Source organism: Pseudomonas sp. LF020 (assembly GCF_053456425.1).
This window is the reverse complement of the sequence record NZ_JBRFIX010000009.1, coordinates 77,772-97,715: the sequence shown is the minus strand read 5'-3', so window position 1 is coordinate 97,715 and position 19,944 is coordinate 77,772. Positions and strand designations below refer to the sequence as shown.

Sequence of the window (19,944 nt, the reverse complement as noted above, 5' to 3'; positions counted from 1 at the left end):
AGGGCGGTCAAATCCCCCACCTGAAAAACTATAAAACCGATGAACCCAAGGAGAGTCTCAATGCCCTATGTTCCCGTTGCAGAGCTCAAAGATTATGTCGGCAAGGAACTCGGACGTTCCGAATGGCTCACCATCGATCAGGAGCGCATCAACCTGTTCGCCGAAGCCACCGGGGATTATCAGTTCATCCATGTCGACCCGGTCAAAGCCGCGCAAACGCCTTTTGGCAGCACCATTGCTCACGGTTTCCTGTCGCTGTCGTTGATCCCGAAACTGATGGAAGACATCCTCGTGCTGCCGCAAGGCCTGAAGATGGTGGTCAATTACGGTCTGGACAGCGTGCGTTTCATCCAGCCGGTGAAGGTCAATTCAAAAGTGCGCCTGAAAGTCGATCTGGCCGAAGTGACCGAGAAAAAACCCGGTCAATGGCTGCTCAAGGCCACCGCGACGCTTGAGATAGAAGGCTCGGACAAACCGGCCTATATCGCCGAACCGTTGTCGCTCTGCTTCGTTTAAGTGCCCCGGATGCGAAGCGGCTCACGCTGTTTCGCATTCCCTCTCTATATATGCGACACATAGCTGCGGCATACTCGGTCGCCTAATTGCCCGGATCCCGCTATGCGCCCACTCGCTTCCCTTGCACCCCTTGCCCTGACCCTGATGCTCACCGCGTGCGGCGACGGCGAATCGCTGTTGCCCCCGGATGCGCGCCTGCCGGACGGCGGACGCTATCGCGGCGAACTGGTCAACGGCTTGCTGCAAGGCCAGGGCCGGGTCGACTACCCCAATGGCAGCTGGTACGCCGGGCAGTTCGACAAGGGCCAATGGCATGGCCAGGGCGAGTGGCACGGCAGCAACGGCGAGGTCTATCGCGGCCAGTTCCAGCAAGGCCTGTTCGATGGCCAGGGCAGCCTGACCACCAACGCCAGCAGTTACACCGGCGGCTTCAAGCAGGGCCGGCGCGACGGTGAAGGTACGCTGAAAGAAAACGGCATGACCTACCGTGGCGAGTTCAAGGCTGACCAGTATTCCGGGCTGGGCCGCCTGGAAATGGACGACGGCAGCTCCTATCAAGGCCAGTTCGCCCACGGCAAACCCAACGGCGAAGGCCAGCGCGGCGATGCCAGCGGCAACACCTTCAGCGGCCATTTCGTCAACGGCCAGCTCGAAGGCAATGGCACCTTCAACAGTGCCGATGGCGACATCTATGTCGGCGGCTTCAAGAACAGCCAGCTGCACGGCAAGGGCCGCTACGAGAACGCCGACGGCGACGTGTGGCTCGGCCAGTTCAAGGAAGGCGCGCTGACCGGCAAGGGCGAATTGATCGGTGCCGACGGCAGCCACTACATCGGCTTCTTCAACGACTGGCGCTTCAGTGGTCAGGGCCGCTTGAACCTGTCTGACGGCAGCTTCTACATCGGCGGGTTCGACAGCGACAGTTACGCCGGGCGCGGCACCCTGGTGCTGACCGACGGCACCGTGCTCAGCGGCACTTGGATCAATGGCCAGCGCGTACGTGACGCCGACGGCAAGCTGTTGCCCGACACCCTCGAACTCGGCTTGCTGGCCCAAGGGCGTCTGCTCGATGACGCACTGGCCGCCGTGCCCGCCTCGACGCCAGCAGTCGAGCTGTACACCCTGACCCTCGGTGGCGACGGCAAACAAAGCGTGTTCCTGCGCGAGTCCGACTACGTCGCCAACATGCTCACCACACGCTTCGGTGCCTTCGGCCAGATTCGTCTGGTCAACCACCGCGACCACCTCGTCGACCGGCCGATGGCCACCCGCGAAAACCTGCGCCGCGCCGCGCAGACCCTGGCCGAACGCAGTGGCCCGGAAGACATGATCTTCATCTACCTGACCAGCCACGGCACCGCCGAACACGAACTGGTGCTCGACCAGCCGCGCATGGAGCTGGCCGACCTGCCCGCCGACGAGATCGCCACGGTGCTGGCGCCGCTGAAAAACCGCGACAAGGTGATCGTGATTTCATCGTGCTATTCCGGTGGTTTCATCCCCGCGCTGAAAGATGAGCGCACCCTGATCATGACCGCCTCGCGTGCCGATCGAGTGTCGTTCGGTTGCTCGGAAGAAGCCAACTTCACCTACTTCGGCGACGCCTTGTTCGCTCAGGCACTGAACCAGACCGACGATCTGGAGCAGGCCTTCAAACTGGCCAAGGCCACCGTCGCCGAGCGCGAACTGGCGGACAACTTCGAAGCTTCGGAGCCACAGATCTGGGCACCGAAAACCGTGCTGGCGCACTGGCAACTGCTGCGCAAACAGCAGGCAAGAAAAGCGTTGCAGAGTGCTGCATTGAACGACGGCGCAACAAACAGCAACTAAGCTGAACAGTATCAAGGGAGAAACACTATGTACTTGACGCCTCAGCACGTATTGCTAGCCGGAGCCACCGGACTGACCGGTGAACATCTGCTCGACCGTTTGCTCAACGAGCCAACGATCACCCGCGTGCTCGCCCCGTCCCGTCGTCCATTGGCGGAGCATCCGCACCTGGAAAACCCGGTGGGCGACCCACAGGCGTTTCTGCCGCAACTCAGTGGTCGCGTCGATATCGCCTACTGCTGCCTCGGCACCACCATCAAACAGGCAGGCTCGGAAGCGGCGTTCCGCGCGGTGGATCTGGACATGGTCGTGGCCTTCGCCAAACGTGCGCGGGAGATGGGCGCGCGGCACCTGATCGTGATCAGCGCGCTGGGCGCCGATCCGAAATCGTCGATTTTCTACAACCGGGTCAAAGGTGAGATGGAGCAGGCATTGCGTGCGCAGGACTGGCCGCAACTGACCATCTGTCGGCCATCGCTGCTGCTGGGCGATCGTACCGAACCGCGTCTGGGCGAACAGCTGGCCGCGCCGTTTTCCAAACTGATTCCCGGCAAATACCGCGGCATCGAAGCCTGCCAACTGGCCCGGGCGATGTGGCGCCTGGCGCTGGAAGAACAGGACGGGGTGCGGGTGGTCGAGTCGGATGAGTTGCGCAAGCTCGGCAAGTAACAGCGGGACTTTGTGGCGAGGGAGCTTGCTCCCGCTCGACTGCGCAGCAGTCGCCAGCCCTGAATTATGCGGTGTATCTGAAGGATTTAGTCGCGGGGTTTGGGGCCGCTTCGCAGCCCAGCGGGAGCAAGCTCCCTCGCCACAGGAGTGCGCAGCACTCCCTTACAATCCACCCGTCGCCTGAAACCCCACGCCAATCACCGTAAGTAACGACAACGGCAACAACAGCGTATCGAGCAACGCACTCGCCGGCAGATCCACCCCCGGATAACTCGGCGCCTCAGCCCCGAAGCGATCCATCGCACAGCACCCGCCATTCATCGCGTACAAATCCAGGCGCGTCCCGGAATACACCACCGGCGCGCCCGGCTTGGCCGCATCCAGCGTGCGCGCGGTGGCGCAGCCGGCCAGTTGCAGCGCCAGCGCAATCACCAACAGCTTATTCATCGCTGCTCAGATGATGCTCGCCCCAACGCGGCAGCATGTCCTGCGGAATGCCCAGCAGATTGAGGATCCGCGCGACGACGAAATCGATCAGGTCATCGATGGTCTGCGGCTGGTGATAGAAACCCGGCGAGGCCGGCAGGATGGTCACGCCCATGTTCGACAGCTTGAGCATGTGCTCCAGATGAATGCTCGAATACGGTGCTTCGCGCGGTACCAGGATCAACTGGCGGCGCTCCTTCAAGGTGACGTCCGCCGCGCGCTCGATCAGATTGTTGCAGGCACCGGTGGCAATCGCCGACAAGGTGCCGGTGGAACACGGCACCACCACCATCGCCGCTGGCGCGCCGGAGCCCGAGGCCACCGGCGACATCCAGTCTTCCTTGCCGTACACGCGGATCTGCCCGGCGGCCGCCCCGGTGTACTCGGTGAGGAACGCCTGCATCATCTGCGGCTTGGGCGGCAGCGTGACATCGGTTTCGGTGGCCATCACCAGTTGCGCGGCCTTGGAGATCAGGAAGTGTACTTCGCGATCTTCCCGTACCAGGCAGTCGAGCAGGCGCAATCCATACTGCGCGCCGGACGCGCCGGTCATCGCCAGCGTGATGCGTTCCGGGCCGCCGTTCTGGGCAAAAGTGTTCATTGCAGCGCCTCGGCGAGTTTGCCGTGCAGGCCGCCGAAGCCGCCGTTGCTCATGATCACCACGTGGGTACCGGGCTGGGCCTGACTTTTCACGCGTTCGATGATGCCTTCGAGCGAATCGCTGACGATCGATGGCACGCTGCACAGTGCGGCGGTGGCGCCCAGATCCCAACCGAGGTTGGCCGGGGCGTACCAGATCACCTGATCGGCATCGACCACGCTGTCGGGCAGGCCATCGCGGTGCGCGCCGAGCTTCATCGAGTTGGAGCGTGGTTCGATGATCGCGATCAGCGGTGCGTCGCCGATGCGCTTGCGCAGACCGTCGAGGGTGGTGGCGATGGCGGTCGGGTGGTGGGCGAAGTCGTCGTAAATAGTGATGCCGCGCACTTCGGCGACTTTCTCCATGCGGCGTTTGACGTTCTTGAACGCGCTCAACCCGGCGATGCCCATCGATGGCACCACACCGACATGCCGCGCCGCTGCCAGCGCAGCCAGGGCGTTGGCGACGTTGTGCTGACCGGTCAACTCCCATTCCACGGTGCCCTGGGACACGCCTTCGAACATCACTTCGAACGCCGAGCCATCATCCTTGAGCAGCTTGACCTGCCACTGACCGCCGATACCGGTGGTTTGCACCGGGGTCCAGCAGCCCCTTTCGATCACGCGCTGCAAGGCAGGCTCGGTGGTCGGGTGAATCACCAGACCTTCACTCGGAATGGTCCGCACCAAATGGTGGAACTGCCGCTCGATGGCCAGTAGATCGGGGAAGATGTCGGCGTGATCGAACTCAAGGTTGTTGAGGATCGCGGTGCGTGGACGGTAGTGGACAAACTTCGAACGCTTGTCGAAGAACGCGCTGTCGTACTCGTCAGCCTCGATCACGAAAAACGGCGTACCGCCCAGACGTGCCGACACCGAGAAGTTCTGCGGCACGCCGCCGATCAGGAACCCCGGGCTCATGCCGGCGTGTTCCAGGACCCAGGCGAGCATGCTGCTGGTGGTGGTCTTGCCGTGCGTACCGGCAACCGCCAGCACCCAGCGCCCTTGCAACACGTGATCGGCCAGCCATTGCGGGCCGGAAACGTACGGCAGGCCTTTGTTCAGCACATACTCCACCGCCGGGTTGCCGCGGGACATGGCGTTGCCGATCACCACCAGATCCGGTGCCGGATCGAGCTGGGCCGGGTCATAACCCTGGGTCAGTTGAATGCCCTGGGCCTCCAGCTGCGTGCTCATCGGCGGATAGACGTTGGCGTCGGAGCCGGTCACGTGATGGCCCAGCTCTTTGGCCAGAACCGCCATCGAGCCCATGAAAGTCCCGCAGATACCCAGAATATGAATGTGCATAGTCGACCTCGTAAAACATGGCCGCAGGTTAGCGCAGGGAGGGGGAAATCGCACTCTTTAGCTGATCACCATCACCCCACGATCACCACCCCGCCTGTAGGAGCTGACGAGTGCAACGAGGCTGCGATCTTTTGATCCTGTAAAGAACAAGATCAAAAGATCGCCGCCTTCGGCAGCTCCTACAGGGGGATTTATGCGGTTCGGGCGATGCCGTGTTTGCGCAGCTTTCTGTAGAGGGTGTTGCGACTCACGCCGAGTTGCTCGGCGGTGTGGGTCATGTGCCAGCGCGTTTGCTCCAGCGCATTGAGCAACGCCAGTCGCTCGGCGTCTTCCAGCGGATGCTCGGACTCAACCGACTTCAGCTCCAGCGTCGGACGCCCCTGCCGAATCATCGCCGGCAAATCCTCAAGGCCGATTCGCCCGTCATCACACAACGCCGCCAGCGTGCGCAGGACATTGCGCAACTGCCGCACGTTGCCCGGCCAGTTAAAGGCCAGCAACGCTCGCCGCGCCGGTTCGTCGATCACAATCACTTCGCCGCCCGCCTCCTCGGCCAGCAGAAAATCCAGCAACTGCGATTTATCACTGCGTTCGCGCAGCGCCGGCAACGCGACTTCGAGGCCATTGAGCCGGTAATACAGATCTTCGCGGAAGCTGCCGTCTTCGACCCGTTCCAGCAGATTGCGGTGCGTGGCGCTGATGATCCGCACGTTGACCGCCTCCGGTTCGCCGCCAATCGGCACCACCTGCCGGTCTTCCAGCACTCGCAACAAGCGAGTTTGCAACGCCAGCGGCATGTCGCCGATTTCATCAAGAAACAGCGTGCCGCCATCGGCCTGCTGCAGCTTGCCGCGCATGCCGTCCTTGCGTGCGCCGGTGAAACTGCCGCCGCGATAACCGAACAGTTCGCTCTCGATCAGGCTCTCGGGAATCGCCGCGCAATTGAGCGCGACAAAGGCTTTGCTGGCACGCTGGCTGGCGTGATGCACAGCCTTGGCGAAGGCTTCCTTGCCGGAGCCGGTTTCGCCATTGATCAGCAGCGGCACGTCGCGCTCAAACACCCGCAGCGCCTTGCGGAAATCCGCTTGCAGCGCCGCGTCACCGAGGCAGATGCCCGCCAGCGGTTGCGGCTTGGCCACCACCGGGGCCGGCATGATCGGTGCCGGTTTGCGCGATTCGCCGCGCAGCAAGGCAAACAGATGCCGGCCGTCACGGGTGCGCAGCGGCCAACTGGCGCTGGCATTGGCGCTGGCACGACCGAGCAACTCGTCCAGCGAGCAATCGAAAAACGCCTCGACCGGTTTGCCGAGCAAACCACCGCGAATATGCCCGAGCAGGTTCAGCGCACTCTGGTTGACCGCGCTGATCCGCCCTTCGCCGTCAAACGCCAGCAGCCCTTCGCTGAACAAGCCGACGGACTCGGCCTGCAAGTGAAAACGCAGCAGCCACTGGTTATCAAAGCAACGCAGGAAATAGCAGCTCTCGATCATCTTCGCCGACAGATTGACCAGCGCCATGGTGTGGAACTGGCTCTGGCGCGAGACATCGTGGCGCGCCGAGGATACATCGAGTACCGCGAGCAGTTCGCCGTGCGGGTCGAACACCGGGCTCGCCGAGCAGGTCAGGCCGGTGTGGCGGCCGCGAAAGTGTTCGTCCTGATGGATGGTCAGCGCCTGGCGCTCGACCAGACAGGTGCCGATGCCGTTGGTGCCTTCGCAGGCTTCGCTCCAGTCGGCGCCGAGCCAGAGGCCGGCATGTTCGAATATCTTGCGCTCGGCAGGTGCGGTGACGCAGTTGAGGATCACCCCGCGCGCATCGGTCAGCAGCACCGCATGACCGGCGCCGGACAGTTGCTGATGCAGGCTGCTCATTTCATTGCCGGCGATCTGTAACACCTGTTGCAGACGTTCGCGGCTTTCGAGCACGCGCCCGTGTTCAAGCACAGTCGGCGCCATGGTCAGGGCCGGATCGAGGTGATAGTCCTCGAGACAGCGCAGCCACGAGCGGGCAATCGACGGATCGGCCCCGGGCCCGTGCAGGTGCGGCTTGCCCTGACTGACGGTGAGCACCTGCTGGGCATGGCGACTCAAATGGTTGTCGTGCATTTCTTATTGTTCTCCCCGAAAGGTCGCCCCTTCCAGACTACCAACACTGACCTGTGGCGAGGGAGCTTGCTCCCGCTCGAGTGCGAAGCGCTCGCCAAAGTATATGAGCGGTAAACATTTCAGGGCTGCTGCGCAGCCCAGCGGGAGCAAGCTCCCTCGCCACAATAATCAACCACTGGGCGATTGGCAGTCAGCATCCTCCAGCCATCGACGCATTGCAATGCTGGCAAGACCACCCGGTCACAGGCTGTGCCAAATGCGGTACAAACTGTCACCCGCCCTGTACCGAAACCATCACAGCCTTCGCCCGCCCGTCCGACAAGAAATTCGCTAGGCCTTGATTTGCCTGCCCTGTACGGCAGTGGCCCGACCTTTGCTCTACGCTTATAGCAAGCGCACTTGCGCGTTTCTCTAATAAGTACAAAGCCAAGGAGAACAACATCATGCGTTACGCTCACCCCGGTACTGAAGGCGCCAAAGTCTCGTTCAAGAGCAAGTACGGTAACTACATCGGCGGCGAGTTCGTCGCGCCTGTCAAAGGTCAGTACTTCACCAATACCTCGCCAGTGAATGGCCAACCGATTGCCGAATTCCCCCGCTCCACTGCCGAAGACATCGACAAGGCACTGGACGCCGCCCACGCCGCTGCCGATGCGTGGGGCGCGACCTCGGTGCAGGCGCGCTCGCTGATCCTGCTGAAAATCGCCGACCGCATCGAACAGAACCTCGAACTGCTGGCGATCACCGAAACCTGGGACAACGGCAAAGCCATCCGCGAAACCCTCAACGCCGACATCCCGCTGGCCGCCGACCATTTCCGCTACTTCGCCGGTTGCCTGCGCGCCCAGGAAGGCAGCGCGGCCGAAATCGACGGCAACACCGTGGCCTATCACATCCATGAACCGCTGGGCGTGGTCGGCCAGATCATCCCGTGGAACTTCCCGCTGCTGATGGCCGCGTGGAAACTCGCCCCGGCGCTGGCCGCCGGCAACTGCGTGGTGCTCAAGCCTGCCGAGCAGACCCCGCTGGGCATCTGCGTGCTGATGGAGCTGATCGGTGATCTGCTGCCACCGGGCGTGCTCAACGTGGTGCAAGGTTTCGGCAAAGAAGCCGGCGAAGCGTTGGCCACCAGCAAACGCATCGCCAAGATCGCCTTCACCGGCTCGACCCCGGTCGGCTCGCACATCATGAAATGCGCCGCCGAGAACATCATTCCGTCCACCGTGGAACTGGGCGGCAAGTCGCCGAACATCTTCTTCGAAGACATCATGCAGGCCGAGCCGACCTTCATCGAGAAGGCTGCCGAAGGTCTGGTACTGGCGTTCTTCAACCAGGGCGAAGTCTGCACCTGCCCGTCCCGCGCGCTGGTGCAGGAATCGATCTACGACGAATTCATGCAAGTGGTGATGAAGAAAGTCCTGCAGATCAAACGCGGCGACCCGCTGGACACCGACACCATGGTCGGTGCGCAGGCGTCCGAGCAGCAATTCGACAAGATTCTTTCTTACCTGGAAATCGCCAAGGGCGAAGGCGCCGAGCTGCTGACCGGCGGCAAGGTGGAAAAACTCGAAGGCAACCTAGCGACCGGCTATTACATCCAGCCGACCCTGCTCAAGGGCACCAACAAAATGCGCGTGTTCCAGGAAGAAATCTTCGGCCCGGTGGTAAGCATCACCACCTTCAAGGACGAAGCCGAAGCCCTCGCCATCGCCAACGACACCGAGTTCGGCCTCGGCGCCGGCCTGTGGACCCGCGACATCAACCGCGCCTACCGCATGGGCCGCGCGATCAAGGCCGGTCGCGTGTGGACCAACTGCTACCACCTGTACCCGGCGCACGCCGCGTTCGGCGGGTACAAGAAGTCTGGCGTCGGCCGTGAAACCCACAAGATGATGCTCGATCACTATCAGCAGACGAAAAACCTGCTGGTGAGCTACGACATCAATCCGTTGGGCTTCTTCTAAAACCCGGGGCGACGCAGGTATTTCTGTGTTGCCCTCCAAATAGCTATCGCTGGCAAGCCAGCTCCCACAGGGATCTTTGCAGATCTCGATAACGGGAACACCACAGATACCTGTGGGAGCTGGCTTGCCAGCGATGGCGTCCTCAATGACACAACCCCAAGGCCTGGCCGCTCTGGCACGGCCCTTGCGTACCCGTCATTCAGGTTTTGCACAGAAACTGCCGCTGCGTGAACAGCATCCATCCACCTTAACCGCTGCACCCGAAAGTCCAACAGATCGAACAATAAAAAACAGAGAGGACTTATGACTTCCACCACACAGCTCAAACCCACACTCGGCACCCTGCACCTCTGGGGCATTGCCGTCGGCCTGGTGATTTCCGGCGAATATTTCGGCTGGAGTTACGGCTGGGGCACCGCGGGCACCCTCGGATTTCTGGTCACGGCGCTGATGGTCGCGACCATGTACACCTGCTTCATCTTCAGTTTCACCGAACTGACCACCGCGATTCCCCACGCGGGCGGGCCGTTTGCCTACAGCCGCCGGGCGTTCGGCGAGAAAGGCGGATTGATCGCCGGCATCGCCACGCTGATCGAATTTGTTTTCGCCCCTCCGGCGATTGCCATGGCCATCGGCGCCTACCTCAACGTGCAGTACCCGGAGCTTGATCCGAAGGTCGCGGCGGTCGGCGCGTACTTCGTGTTCATGACCCTGAACATCCTCGGCGTCAGCATTGCCGCGACTTTTGAGCTGGTGGTCACCGTGCTGGCGGTCGCCGAACTGCTGGTGTTCATGGGTGTGGTCGCGCCGGGCTTCAGCTTCAGCAATTTCGTGCTCAACGGCTGGTCGGGCGCCAACGAGTTCACCCTGGGCTCGATCCCCGGAATCTTTGCGGCGATCCCGTTCGCGATCTGGTTTTTCCTTGCCATCGAAGGCGCGGCCATGGCGGCCGAAGAAGCCAAGGACCCGAAACGCACGATTCCCAAGGCCTACGTCAGCGGCATCCTGACCCTGGTATTCCTCGCCATCGGCGTAATGGTGATGGCCGGCGGCGTCGGCGACTGGCGCCAACTGTCGAACATCAACGACCCGCTGCCACAGGCAATGAAAGCGGTGGTCGGCAACAACTCATCGTGGATGCACATGCTGGTGTGGATCGGTCTGTTTGGTCTGGTAGCGAGTTTCCACGGGATCATCCTCGGTTACTCGCGGCAGTTCTTCGCCCTCGCCCGCGCCGGTTACCTGCCGAAAAGCCTGGCCAAGCTGTCGCGCTTCCAGACCCCGCACCGGGCGATTCTGGCCGGTGGCGTGATCGGTATCGCGGCGATTTACAGCGATGGTCTGGTCAACCTGCAAGGCATGACCCTGACGGCCGCGATGATCACCATGTCGGTGTTCGGCGCGATCGTGATGTACATCATCAGCATGCTCAGCCTGTTCAAACTGCGCAAAACCGAACCGAACCTGGAACGCACCTTCCGCGCCCCGGGCTATCCGGTGGTGCCGGCGATTGCGCTGTTTCTGGCGGTGGTGTGCCTGGTGGCGATGGCGTGTTTCAACACGCTTATCGGTTGTGTGTTCCTGGGCTTCATGGCCGCTGGTTATCTGTACTTTCAGCTCACCGCCAAACAACGCGCCGACGCCCCGGCAGACGCTATGCTCGAAAGTATCTAGTTGCCATATAACAGTGCGTAGCGCCCCATGTAGGAGCTGCCGAAGGCTCGGGCCGCGTTCGGACGATCTTTTGATCTTGTTTTTAGAAAATCAAAGTCAAAAGATCGCAGCCTTCGGCAGCTCCTACAGGGGTGTATCAATTACAGGAGGACAGCATGGTCGCATTTGCCCATTCCGTCGGCGCCCAGACCTACCGCTTCGACAGCCTCAAGGACGTCATGGCCAAGGCCAGCCCGGCGCGCTCCGGTGACTTTCTGGCCGGCGTTGCCGCGCTCAATGACGGCGAACGCGTGGCTGCACAAATGGCGCTGGCCGACATCCCGCTCACGCATTTTCTGCAGGAAGCGCTGATTCCCTATGAGACCGATGAAGTCACCCGACTGATCATCGACACCCACGACAAACAAGCCTTCGCCGTGGTCAGCCACCTCACCGTCGGCGGCTTCCGCGACTGGCTGCTCAGCGACGCCGCTGACGAAACCAGCCTGCGCGCCCTCGCTCCCGGCCTGACGCCGGAAATGGTCGCCGCCGTGTCGAAAATCATGCGCGTGCAGGATCTGGTGCTGGTGGCGCAGAAGATCCGCGTGGTCACAAAATTTCGCGGCACCCTCGGCCTGCGCGGACGCCTGTCGACCCGCCTGCAACCCAATCATCCGACCGATGAGCCATCCGGCATCGCCGCGAGCATTCTCGACGGTCTGCTGTACGGCAATGGCGACGCAATGATCGGAATCAACCCGGCCACCGACAGCATCGCCTCGATCTGCGCGATGCTGGAGATGCTCGACGCGATCATCCAGCGCTATGACATCCCGACCCAGGCCTGCGTGCTGACCCACGTCACCACCTCGATCGAGGCGATCAACCGTGGCGTGCCGCTGGACCTGGTGTTCCAGTCGATTGCCGGCACCGAAGCGGCCAACGCCAGTTTCGGCATCAACCTCAACGTATTGCAGGAAGGCTATGACGCCGGGCTGAGCCTGAAGCGCGGCACTCTCGGGCAGAACCTGATGTATTTCGAGACCGGTCAGGGCAGCGCGCTGTCGGCCAACGCCCACCGTGGCGTCGATCAGCAGACCTGCGAAACCCGGGCCTACGCCGTGGCGCGGCATTTCAAGCCATTTTTGGTGAACACCGTGGTCGGCTTCATCGGCCCGGAATACCTCTATAACGGCAAGCAGATCATCCGCGCTGGCCTCGAAGATCATTTCTGCGGCAAGTTGCTCGGCGTGCCGATGGGCTGTGATATCTGCTACACCAACCACGCCGAAGCCGATCAGGACGACATGGACACCCTGCTGACCCTGCTCGGTGTGGCCGGGATCAACTTCATCATGGGCATCCCCGGCTCCGACGACATCATGCTTAACTACCAGACCACCTCGTTTCACGACGCGCTCTACGCCCGCCAGACCCTGGGCCTGAAACCGGCGCCGGAGTTCGAGCAATGGCTGGCGAACATGGGCATTTTCACCCAGGCGGACGGCAAGGTTCGCTTTGGCAACAACCTGCCGCCGGCCTTTCGCCAGGCGCTGGCGCAACTGGGATGAGTGTGATGGACAAACCGCCTGTCGACCCGCAAAACCCTTGGCTGGAGCTGCGCCGCCTGACCCCGGCGCGCATCGCTCTGGGCCGCACCGGCACCAGCCTGCCAACCCGCGCACAACTGGATTTCCAGTTCGCCCACGCCCAGGCGCGGGATGCGGTGCATCTGCCGTTCGACCACGCCGGGCTCAGCGCACAATTGAACGAACGCGGGCGCGAGACCTTGTTGCTGCACAGCGCGGCGACCGATCGCAACAGCTACCTGCAACGCCCGGATCTGGGACGCAAGCTCAGCGACGCCTCGGCGCAGACCCTGCGGGATTACGCTGCGGCGCGCTCCGGCGGGGTCGATCTGGCGATTGTGGTGGCGGACGGTTTGTCGGCATTGGCGGTGCATCGGCATACCCTGCCGTTTCTGACCCGCCTGGAGGAGCAGATGAGCGCCGACGGTTGGTCAGTTGCCCCCGTGGTGCTAGTGGAACAGGGTCGAGTTGCCATTGGTGACGAGATCGGTCAGTTGCTGGGCGCAAAAATGCTCGTGATGCTGATCGGAGAGCGTCCGGGCCTCAGCTCGCCCGACAGCCTCGGTTTATATTTCACCTACAATCCAAAAGTCGGGCTGACTGATGCCTACCGCAATTGCATCTCCAATGTGCGGCTTGAAGGCTTGAGTTACGGCATGGCGGCGCATCGTTTGCTGTATCTGATGCGCGAAGCCTGCCGGCGGCAGCTGTCGGGGGTCAATCTGAAGGACGAAGCACAGGTGCAGACGCTGGAGTCGGACGCCGGTGCGGACATGAAGGGAAACTTCCTGCTCGATCCGCCCACAACCTGAACCGTTTCCGCATTGCGTTTCTGCGCTGCTTTCAGGCAGGATCGACGCACGGCCGCAGGGTTTCCCATCGCCGTCAGAGCAGTTGAAGACAGCCACTTGAAGACGAGACCTATCATGCGGATTATTCAAGCGACCCTCGAACACCTGGATTTGCTGACCCCGTTGTTCGTCAAATATCGCGAGTTCTACGGTTCCCTGCCTTACCCGGATTCCTCCCGCGCGTTTCTCGAAAAACGCCTGCGCCGCAAGGAATCGGTGATTTATCTGGCCCTGGCCGATGATGACGACAAGAAACTGATGGGTTTCTGCCAGCTGTATCCAAGTTTTTCCTCGCTGTCGCTCAAGCGCGTGTGGATCCTCAACGACATCTATGTCGCCGAAGACGCCCGCCGCCAGCTGGTGGCCGACAACCTGATCCGCACCGCGAAGAGAATGGCCAAGGAAACCCAGGCCGTGCGCATGCGCGTGTCCACCAGTGCCGACAACGAAGTGGCGCAGAAAACCTACGAATCCATCGGGTTCAAGGAAGACACTGAGTTCAAGAACTACGTGCTGCCGATCAGCGACGAGCTCTAGCGCTCATCAAGGGCCTGTTGTGGCGAGGGAGCTTGCTCCCGCCGGGCTGCGAAGCGGCCCCACCTCAGTCATCGCAACAGGTCAGGCAAATCCAAGGCTTGGGAGTGCTCCGCCCTCCAGCGGGAGCAAGCTCCCTCGCCACACCAAACTTGCCGCCACCATCAATACCTGCCTGACATTTATTCACACCCCGACATCCCTCGCTACAAAACCAACGCGCTTTTCACCTCTCAGACCGTATAATCCCGAGCTTTCCGGCTTGTAAGAAAAACTACACCCCGCTGTAGGCTTACACCCGAATCATCCGCACAGGCCTGCCGAGTCGGGCCGTCACCACAGGTGCCCCCATGGATTTCAACCCGCTCGACCTTATCCTGCATCTCGATGTGTACCTCGATTTGCTGGTGACCAACTACGGGCCGTGGATCTACGCGATTCTGTTCGCTGTCATCTTCTGTGAAACCGGTCTGGTGGTGATGCCGTTCCTGCCGGGTGATTCGCTGTTGTTCATCGCCGGTGCCGTGGCGGCGGGCGGTGGCATGGATCCGGTGCTGTTGGGTGGTCTGTTGATGCTCGCGGCGATCCTCGGCGACAGTACCAACTATGTGATCGGACGAACGGCGGGCGAAAAACTCTTCAGCAACCCGAATTCGAAAATCTTCCGTCGCGACTACCTGCAAAAAACCCACGATTTCTACGACAAGCACGGCGGCAAAACCGTGACCCTGGCGCGTTTCCTGCCAATCATCCGCACGTTTGCACCGTTCGTCGCCGGCGTCGGCAAAATGCCCTACCCGCGATTCTTCGCTTTCAGCGTATTCGGCACCATCCTCTGGGTCGGTGGTCTGGTGACTCTGGGTTACTTCTTCGGCAACGTACCGTTCATCAAGAAGAACCTGTCGCTGCTGGTGGTCGGCATCATCCTGCTGTCGCTGATTCCGATGATCATCGGCGTGGTGCGCAGCCGTTTCGGCGGCTCCAGCTCCAAAGCCGAAACCCACTGATCCGATGTGGTCACTGAGCGCCTGGCGTCGCCGGCGCATTCTGGCCAGGCACCCGATTGCCGACGACCTGTGGCAACGGGTGCGCCATCACCTCAGCTTCCTCGACGGCATCAGCGCCGCCGAAGACCAATGGTTGCGTGAAGCCAGCGTCCTGTTTCTCGAAGAAAAACACCTGACCGCCCTGCCCGACGTCGAATTGCATCAGGAACAACGTCTGCTGCTTGCCGCGCAGGCCCAGTTACCGCTGCTCAATCTGGGCGATTTGAACTGGTATCAGGGCTTCCACGAAATCGTCCTCTACCCTGACGACTTCCTCAGCCCGCAACGGCATCGCGATGCCAGCGGCGTCGAGCACGAGTGGGACGGCGAGCACAGCGGCGAAGCCTGGCAACAGGGGCCGATCATCCTCGCCTGGCCGGGGGTGATGGCCAGTGGTGGCTGGGAGGGCTACAACCTGGTGATCCACGAACTGGCGCACAAACTCGACATGCTCAACGGCGACGCCAACGGCCTGCCGCCGCTGCACGCCGACATGCGCGTCAGCGACTGGGCCGAGGTCATGCAACACGCCTACGATGACCTCAACCGCCAGCTCGACCGCAACCCCGATGCCGAAACCGCCATCGACCCGTACGCCGCCGAAAACCCGGCGGAGTTCTTCGCGGTCACCAGCGAATACTTCTTCAGCGCCCCGGATCTGCTGCACGCGGCTTATCCACAGGTCTACTTGCAACTGCAGCTTTTCTACCGGCAGGATCCGTTGGGCAGGCTGCGGCAACTTCAGGCCACAGACCCGGTCTATCAGGCGCACAAGTAAGCGCTGCAGGACTTCTGGTACGTGGCGTCGGCGTAGGAATATGCCTATAATCGCCGCCACTTTTTGGTCAATCCGGCCAAGTGTTTTTGGTCAACTACGGGGGCAACGCCCAATGAGCTACAGCAAGATTCCGGCTGGCAAAGACCTGCCGAACGACATCTACGTCGCGATCGAGATCCCGGCCAACCACGCGCCGATCAAATACGAAATCGACAAAGACAGCGATTGCCTGTTCGTTGACCGTTTCATGGCCACCCCAATGTTCTACCCGGCCAACTACGGTTACATCCCGAACACCCTTGCTGACGACGGTGATCCCCTCGACGTGCTGGTTGTGACCCCTTACCCGGTTGCTCCAGGCTCGGTGATCCGCGCGCGTCCAGTCGGCATCCTGAACATGACCGACGACGGCGGCGGCGATGCCAAAGTCATCGCAGTCCCGCACGACAAGCTGTCCCAGCTGTACGTCGATGTGAAGGAATACACCGACCTGCCACCGCTGCTGATCCAGCAGATCGAGCACTTCTTCGCGAACTACAAGGATCTCGAAAAAGGCAAGTGGGTCAAGATCGAAGGCTGGGCTGGCGCTGACGCCGCTCGCGAAGCGATCACCAAGTCGGTTGCCGCCTACAAGGGCTAAGCACCTGTTTGCTGCATGACGCTTGAAGAAAACCCCGGTTGATCCGGGGTTTTTTATGTCTGCAAAAAGCCGTCTTAAACAGTGTGTTTATCGCGGACTACAGAAAAGTTTCGAAGCGAGTGATTTCCCACAAGCACGTCTTACATCCAGTCGCAAAATACAGCCTTTTTTTGAACGCCCGGTTTATTCAAAGCGCTCTGGCACGGCCGTAGACTCCGTGTTTATGAGAAAGAACACTAGCGGTCCAAGATTCAAGGCACTCCTGGAAGCAGCGAACATCACCACCACGGGATTCGCAAAGTTCTGGGGCACGGAAGCCCAAAACATTCATAACTGGTACACCCGGGGCGTCCCGGCGTATCGCATGGAGGAAGTCTCACGCCTGCTCTCGGTCAACAGCGACTGGCTGAAAACCGGTGAAGGCAGCAAAGAATTACCCCGTCTGCAAACGCCTGCCAGCAACGGCGACACCTTCGACGCGCAGTCCGTCAACGGCGTCTATTCCATCATCAACCCCAACGACATCGAACTGCCGTTTTTCAAGGAAACACCGCTCAGCGCCGGCGCCGACAAAACCCACGTCATCCTCGACCCCGAGCAGACCGTCCGCCTGCCGCGCGCCCATCTCGCGCAACTGGAAATCCGTCCCGGCGACGCCATCTGTGCGCACATGATCGGCAACAGCATGGCCGAGCGCATCGAAGACGGCTCGATCATCGGCATCGACCGCGGCCTGACCCAGGTGGTCGACGGCGAAATCTACGCCATCGAACACGACGGCATGCTGCGCATCAAATACCTGCACCGCATGCCCGGCAACGCCCTGCGCCTGCGCAGCCACAACAGCGCCGAGTACCCGGACGAAATCTTCCGCGCAGCGCAGATCGATGAGCAGCGGATACACATTCTGGGCTGGGTATTCTGGTGGTCGACCCTGGGCAAACGCCGGCCGGTGGTGCCTTTTCTCTGATCCTGCGCCACTCCCCGGCCCAACACAGAACCCTGTGGGAGCGGGCTTGCCCGCGAAGAGGCCCTGAAAGTCAGTACAAAACCCGAATTTCTACCGCCGCCGCCGCTCTATTGCGCACTTGAGACTGGGAATCCCCAACAAAACTCAGTATCCTGCGCCCCACATTTGCGCATCGCCCCGCTCCCGCGGCTCAGATGACGTCTGACGCGGCAGACCAACGTCTGACCAAGTCCCACAGCCGGACGCAGATCCGGGTGTACATTTTGAAGGCTGACGCGGTTTACCAAAAATAAACCAAGCCAGTCCCCGAGAAGCCGGCCACAAGCCGGCTTTTTAATGCCTGCCTGAAAGCAACGTTATCTTGACGAGTTCGACAGATTAACCGGGCAGCGCCCGCCACTCAGGCATCGCAATAAGCCATTAGCACATCCGCCCTAATTGCCCCGCGCCCAACCTCACCACTAAATTTCCATTCTGTTTTTGTGCATTACAAAAGCGCCAAGGAATGGAGCAACACCATGTCGTCGTTTTTCAAACTCACTCAATCCGCTGTTCTGCTGACCGCACTCCTGACCGCTGCCACTTCAGCCCTGGCAGAGGAGCAGAAGCTCGTCGGTGACTGGTGGATCATTTACGGCAACGGCGTTCCCCACAAGAACATCATGTATGTGGCCGACAGCACTTCAGTCGTGCCGTCGAAGCAGACCAAGGGGGCCAAGTTGGTCGCCGTGACGCTGGTGTATGAAGAACCCGGCAAACCGATGATCGATGCCTACAACCTCGAAGTTCAGTGTTCGACGAACAAGGTCCGAATGCTCAATGGCCAGTCGGTTGATCGCATCGCTTACATGATGCGCAACCTCAAAGTTAACGACCAATGGCAGCAGCCGAAAGAGTTCTGGGTGCAGCGCACCAGCGAGTTCGTTTGCTCACCTGCCAAAAAGGACATGATCGCGCTGGGCAAGATGGAGTACCTGCAGATGATTCAGGGTATGCAGCAGATGTTTTTCAAACTGGCGCCGATTCAGGAGAAAGGCCAGATGATGGATAACCTCGACTCGATCCTGGGCAACAAGTAAGCGGCGGGCATCACGATGAACCCATGGACTAAAACGTTATTGGCGCTGCTGATAACGCCCGCTGTTTTGCTGATCAATGGTTGCCACTTGATTGCGCAGTCGCGCTGGGAAGGACGCGATGTTCAGGAAGCGCTCGATCTGTTTGGCAAACCCGACTCGATGAAAAAACAGACCGGGGCCAACGGCGAGAATCTGGCTGTGCTCACCTGGTACAAATCGTCCAGCTGGACCACCACGGAAGCCGCCGGTACCTCAATGAATCACACCGGCAACGGCATGGTTTACACCGAGTACTACGAGACGGTCGGTCACAGTTCCGATTGCAAACTTGAAGCTACCGTCAACAAGGCGAAAAAGATCGTGCTGTTCAGGATCGAGGACGGAAAGATCATTCACGGCAAGTGCATCAACGTGCCGTTCGTGCCTGGTTACATTCCGCCCGGTTTCTAGTGCAACCCTGAGCAGGCTGCTGCTCAGGGATAGCTGAACGACTTCACAAGCGTCAGTTCACCCACCGCTCGCATCGGCACCACAAACGTCTCCATCTTCTCGCTCGGCGTGCCTTCCTCGGTAATCACCGTCACCTGCGCCGTGGTCAGCGGCTGCACCGCCTCTTCCCCGCCCTCGTCATCCCCGCGATACCCGCCACCAAAATAATTCACGTACACCAGATACTGGCCCTTGATCGGTGCCGGCATGGCGAAGATTTCCGGACCGTAGCCGGTGGTGACGTCGACGTCGAGGGCGGCGCCGTTGGGTGCGACGCGGTCGCCGTACCAGATGTGTGCGCCGTCGGGGGTGATCAGGTGCAGGTCGAGGTCGGTGCCGTCGCTGTCCCAGGATAGCAGCACGCGCAGTTTGGCCGGGGTGGCGCCGCCGCTGGCGTTGAGGAACTGGGTGCGGTGGCGTTGCTGGCCGTCGGGGCTGCGCACTTCGACGCTGTTGCTGCCGTTGGGGAAGGAGAACGGGCGGTCGAAGCGGCCGCTGTCGTCGATTTTCAGCGGCATGCTGACGCCGTTGACGATCAGTCGGCCGGGCTCTTTGCTTTTTGGTGTGGCTTTGATTTCGCCACTGATGCGCGCGGTGTTGGCCTGGCCGACCGGGGTGTTGACCGAGGAGGCCGGGTAGTTGACGGTCTGGCGGAAGTTTTCGCCTTCGCCTTCGGGCGCGCCGGTGCGCCAGCCGCCGACCGGGGTGTCGAGTTTGACGCTGTCGGCGGCCATTGCCATCGGCAACGCATGGAACGCGCAGAGCAACAGCAAGACCTGTGGATAGCGGAGTGTCATG

19 protein-coding genes are annotated in these 19,944 nt (G+C 61.1%); 14 read left to right on the top strand and 5 right to left on the bottom strand.

From position 1 onward, the window contains the following. Positions 1–60 precede the first annotated feature (60 nt). From ACU680_RS20950 to ACU680_RS20940, 3 genes are all read left to right on the top strand, one after another. Positions 61–516 (top strand): MaoC family dehydratase, encoded by a 456-nt coding sequence (locus ACU680_RS20950; RefSeq protein ID WP_003228575.1) that lies wholly within the window; start codon positions 61–63, stop codon positions 514–516. 102 nt (positions 517–618) lie between these two features. Then, a complete protein-coding gene (locus ACU680_RS20945; RefSeq protein WP_448180412.1) occupies positions 619–2,346 on the top strand; it encodes a C13 family peptidase in 1,728 nt (575 codons plus the stop codon). 27 nt (positions 2,347–2,373) lie between these two features. Further along, positions 2,374–3,015 carry an oxidoreductase gene (locus tag ACU680_RS20940; RefSeq protein ID WP_095139170.1) on the top strand — a complete coding sequence of 214 codons (642 nt, stop codon included), beginning with the start codon at positions 2,374–2,376 and terminating at the stop codon, positions 3,013–3,015. Between the two features lie 162 nt (positions 3,016–3,177). Here the strand turns inward: ACU680_RS20940 and ACU680_RS20935 are convergent, their stop codons facing one another. The 4 genes from ACU680_RS20935 to ACU680_RS20920 form a co-directional block, all read right to left on the bottom strand. Next, positions 3,178–3,462 carry a YceK/YidQ family lipoprotein gene (locus ACU680_RS20935; protein ID WP_007968135.1) on the bottom strand — a complete coding sequence of 95 codons (285 nt, stop codon included), beginning with the start codon at positions 3,460–3,462 and terminating at the stop codon, positions 3,178–3,180. After that, complete coding sequence (gene ubiX, locus ACU680_RS20930) at positions 3,455–4,102, bottom strand: flavin prenyltransferase UbiX (protein WP_448180411.1); 648 nt, start codon at positions 4,100–4,102, stop codon at positions 3,455–3,457. The genes ACU680_RS20935 and ubiX overlap by 8 nt, the downstream gene beginning before the upstream one ends. Then, on the bottom strand, positions 4,099–5,448 hold the full coding sequence (mpl, locus tag ACU680_RS20925) for a UDP-N-acetylmuramate:L-alanyl-gamma-D-glutamyl-meso-diaminopimelate ligase (protein WP_448180410.1): 1,350 nt from the start codon (positions 5,446–5,448) through the stop codon (positions 4,099–4,101). Before mpl ends, ubiX begins: the two co-directional genes overlap by 4 nt. Positions 5,449–5,639: 191 nt before the next feature. Beyond that, a complete protein-coding gene (locus ACU680_RS20920) occupies positions 5,640–7,553 on the bottom strand; it encodes a sigma-54-dependent Fis family transcriptional regulator (protein ID WP_448180409.1) in 1,914 nt (637 codons plus the stop codon). 443 nt (positions 7,554–7,996) lie between these two features. Here ACU680_RS20920 and exaC point away from each other — a divergent pair, with 443 nt between their 5' ends. The 11 genes from exaC (at position 7,997) to ACU680_RS20865 (ending at position 19,107) form a co-directional block, all read left to right on the top strand. After that, positions 7,997–9,517 carry an acetaldehyde dehydrogenase ExaC gene (gene exaC / locus ACU680_RS20915; RefSeq protein WP_025108675.1) on the top strand — a complete coding sequence of 507 codons (1,521 nt, stop codon included), beginning with the start codon at positions 7,997–7,999 and terminating at the stop codon, positions 9,515–9,517. Positions 9,518–9,820: 303 nt separating this feature from the next. After that, complete coding sequence (eat, locus tag ACU680_RS20910; RefSeq protein ID WP_448180408.1) at positions 9,821–11,191, top strand: ethanolamine permease; 1,371 nt, start codon at positions 9,821–9,823, stop codon at positions 11,189–11,191. A 155-nt stretch (positions 11,192–11,346) separates the two neighbouring features. Continuing rightward, positions 11,347–12,741 carry an ethanolamine ammonia-lyase subunit EutB gene (locus ACU680_RS20905; protein WP_448180407.1) on the top strand — a complete coding sequence of 465 codons (1,395 nt, stop codon included), beginning with the start codon at positions 11,347–11,349 and terminating at the stop codon, positions 12,739–12,741. 5 nt (positions 12,742–12,746) lie between these two features. Next, a complete protein-coding gene (eutC, locus tag ACU680_RS20900; protein ID WP_367085858.1) occupies positions 12,747–13,571 on the top strand; it encodes an ethanolamine ammonia-lyase subunit EutC in 825 nt (274 codons plus the stop codon). A 114-nt stretch (positions 13,572–13,685) separates the two neighbouring features. Further along, positions 13,686–14,147, top strand: coding sequence for a GNAT family N-acetyltransferase (locus tag ACU680_RS20895; RefSeq protein ID WP_007968150.1), 462 nt, complete (start codon positions 13,686–13,688; stop codon positions 14,145–14,147). A gap of 347 nt (positions 14,148–14,494) precedes the next feature. After that, the gene (locus ACU680_RS20890) at positions 14,495–15,151 is read left to right on the top strand and encodes a DedA family protein (RefSeq protein ID WP_247268903.1); all 657 of its coding nucleotides are present in this window, start codon (positions 14,495–14,497) and stop codon (positions 15,149–15,151) included. 4 nt (positions 15,152–15,155) lie between these two features. After that, the gene (locus tag ACU680_RS20885; protein ID WP_367085859.1) at positions 15,156–15,968 is read left to right on the top strand and encodes a M90 family metallopeptidase; all 813 of its coding nucleotides are present in this window, start codon (positions 15,156–15,158) and stop codon (positions 15,966–15,968) included. 112 nt (positions 15,969–16,080) lie between these two features. Then, entirely contained in the window at positions 16,081–16,608 is a 528-nt protein-coding gene (gene ppa, locus ACU680_RS20880; protein WP_003205933.1) for an inorganic diphosphatase, read from the top strand. A 223-nt stretch (positions 16,609–16,831) separates the two neighbouring features. Then, positions 16,832–17,578, top strand: a complete 747-nt coding sequence (locus tag ACU680_RS20875; protein ID WP_448180406.1) for a S24 family peptidase — start codon at positions 16,832–16,834, stop codon at positions 17,576–17,578. A gap of 518 nt (positions 17,579–18,096) precedes the next feature. Next, positions 18,097–18,657: a hypothetical protein gene (locus tag ACU680_RS20870; protein ID WP_448180405.1), complete on the top strand. Its 561-nt coding sequence runs from the start codon at positions 18,097–18,099 to the stop codon at positions 18,655–18,657. A 15-nt stretch (positions 18,658–18,672) separates the two neighbouring features. Further along, positions 18,673–19,107 (top strand): hypothetical protein, encoded by a 435-nt coding sequence (locus tag ACU680_RS20865; protein ID WP_027612917.1) that lies wholly within the window; start codon positions 18,673–18,675, stop codon positions 19,105–19,107. Between the two features lie 23 nt (positions 19,108–19,130). On the opposite strand, the gene ACU680_RS20860 is transcribed toward ACU680_RS20865, so the two are convergent. After that, positions 19,131–19,943, bottom strand: coding sequence for a YfaP family protein (locus ACU680_RS20860; protein ID WP_367085869.1), 813 nt, complete (start codon positions 19,941–19,943; stop codon positions 19,131–19,133). Position 19,944: the final 1 nt, after the last annotated feature.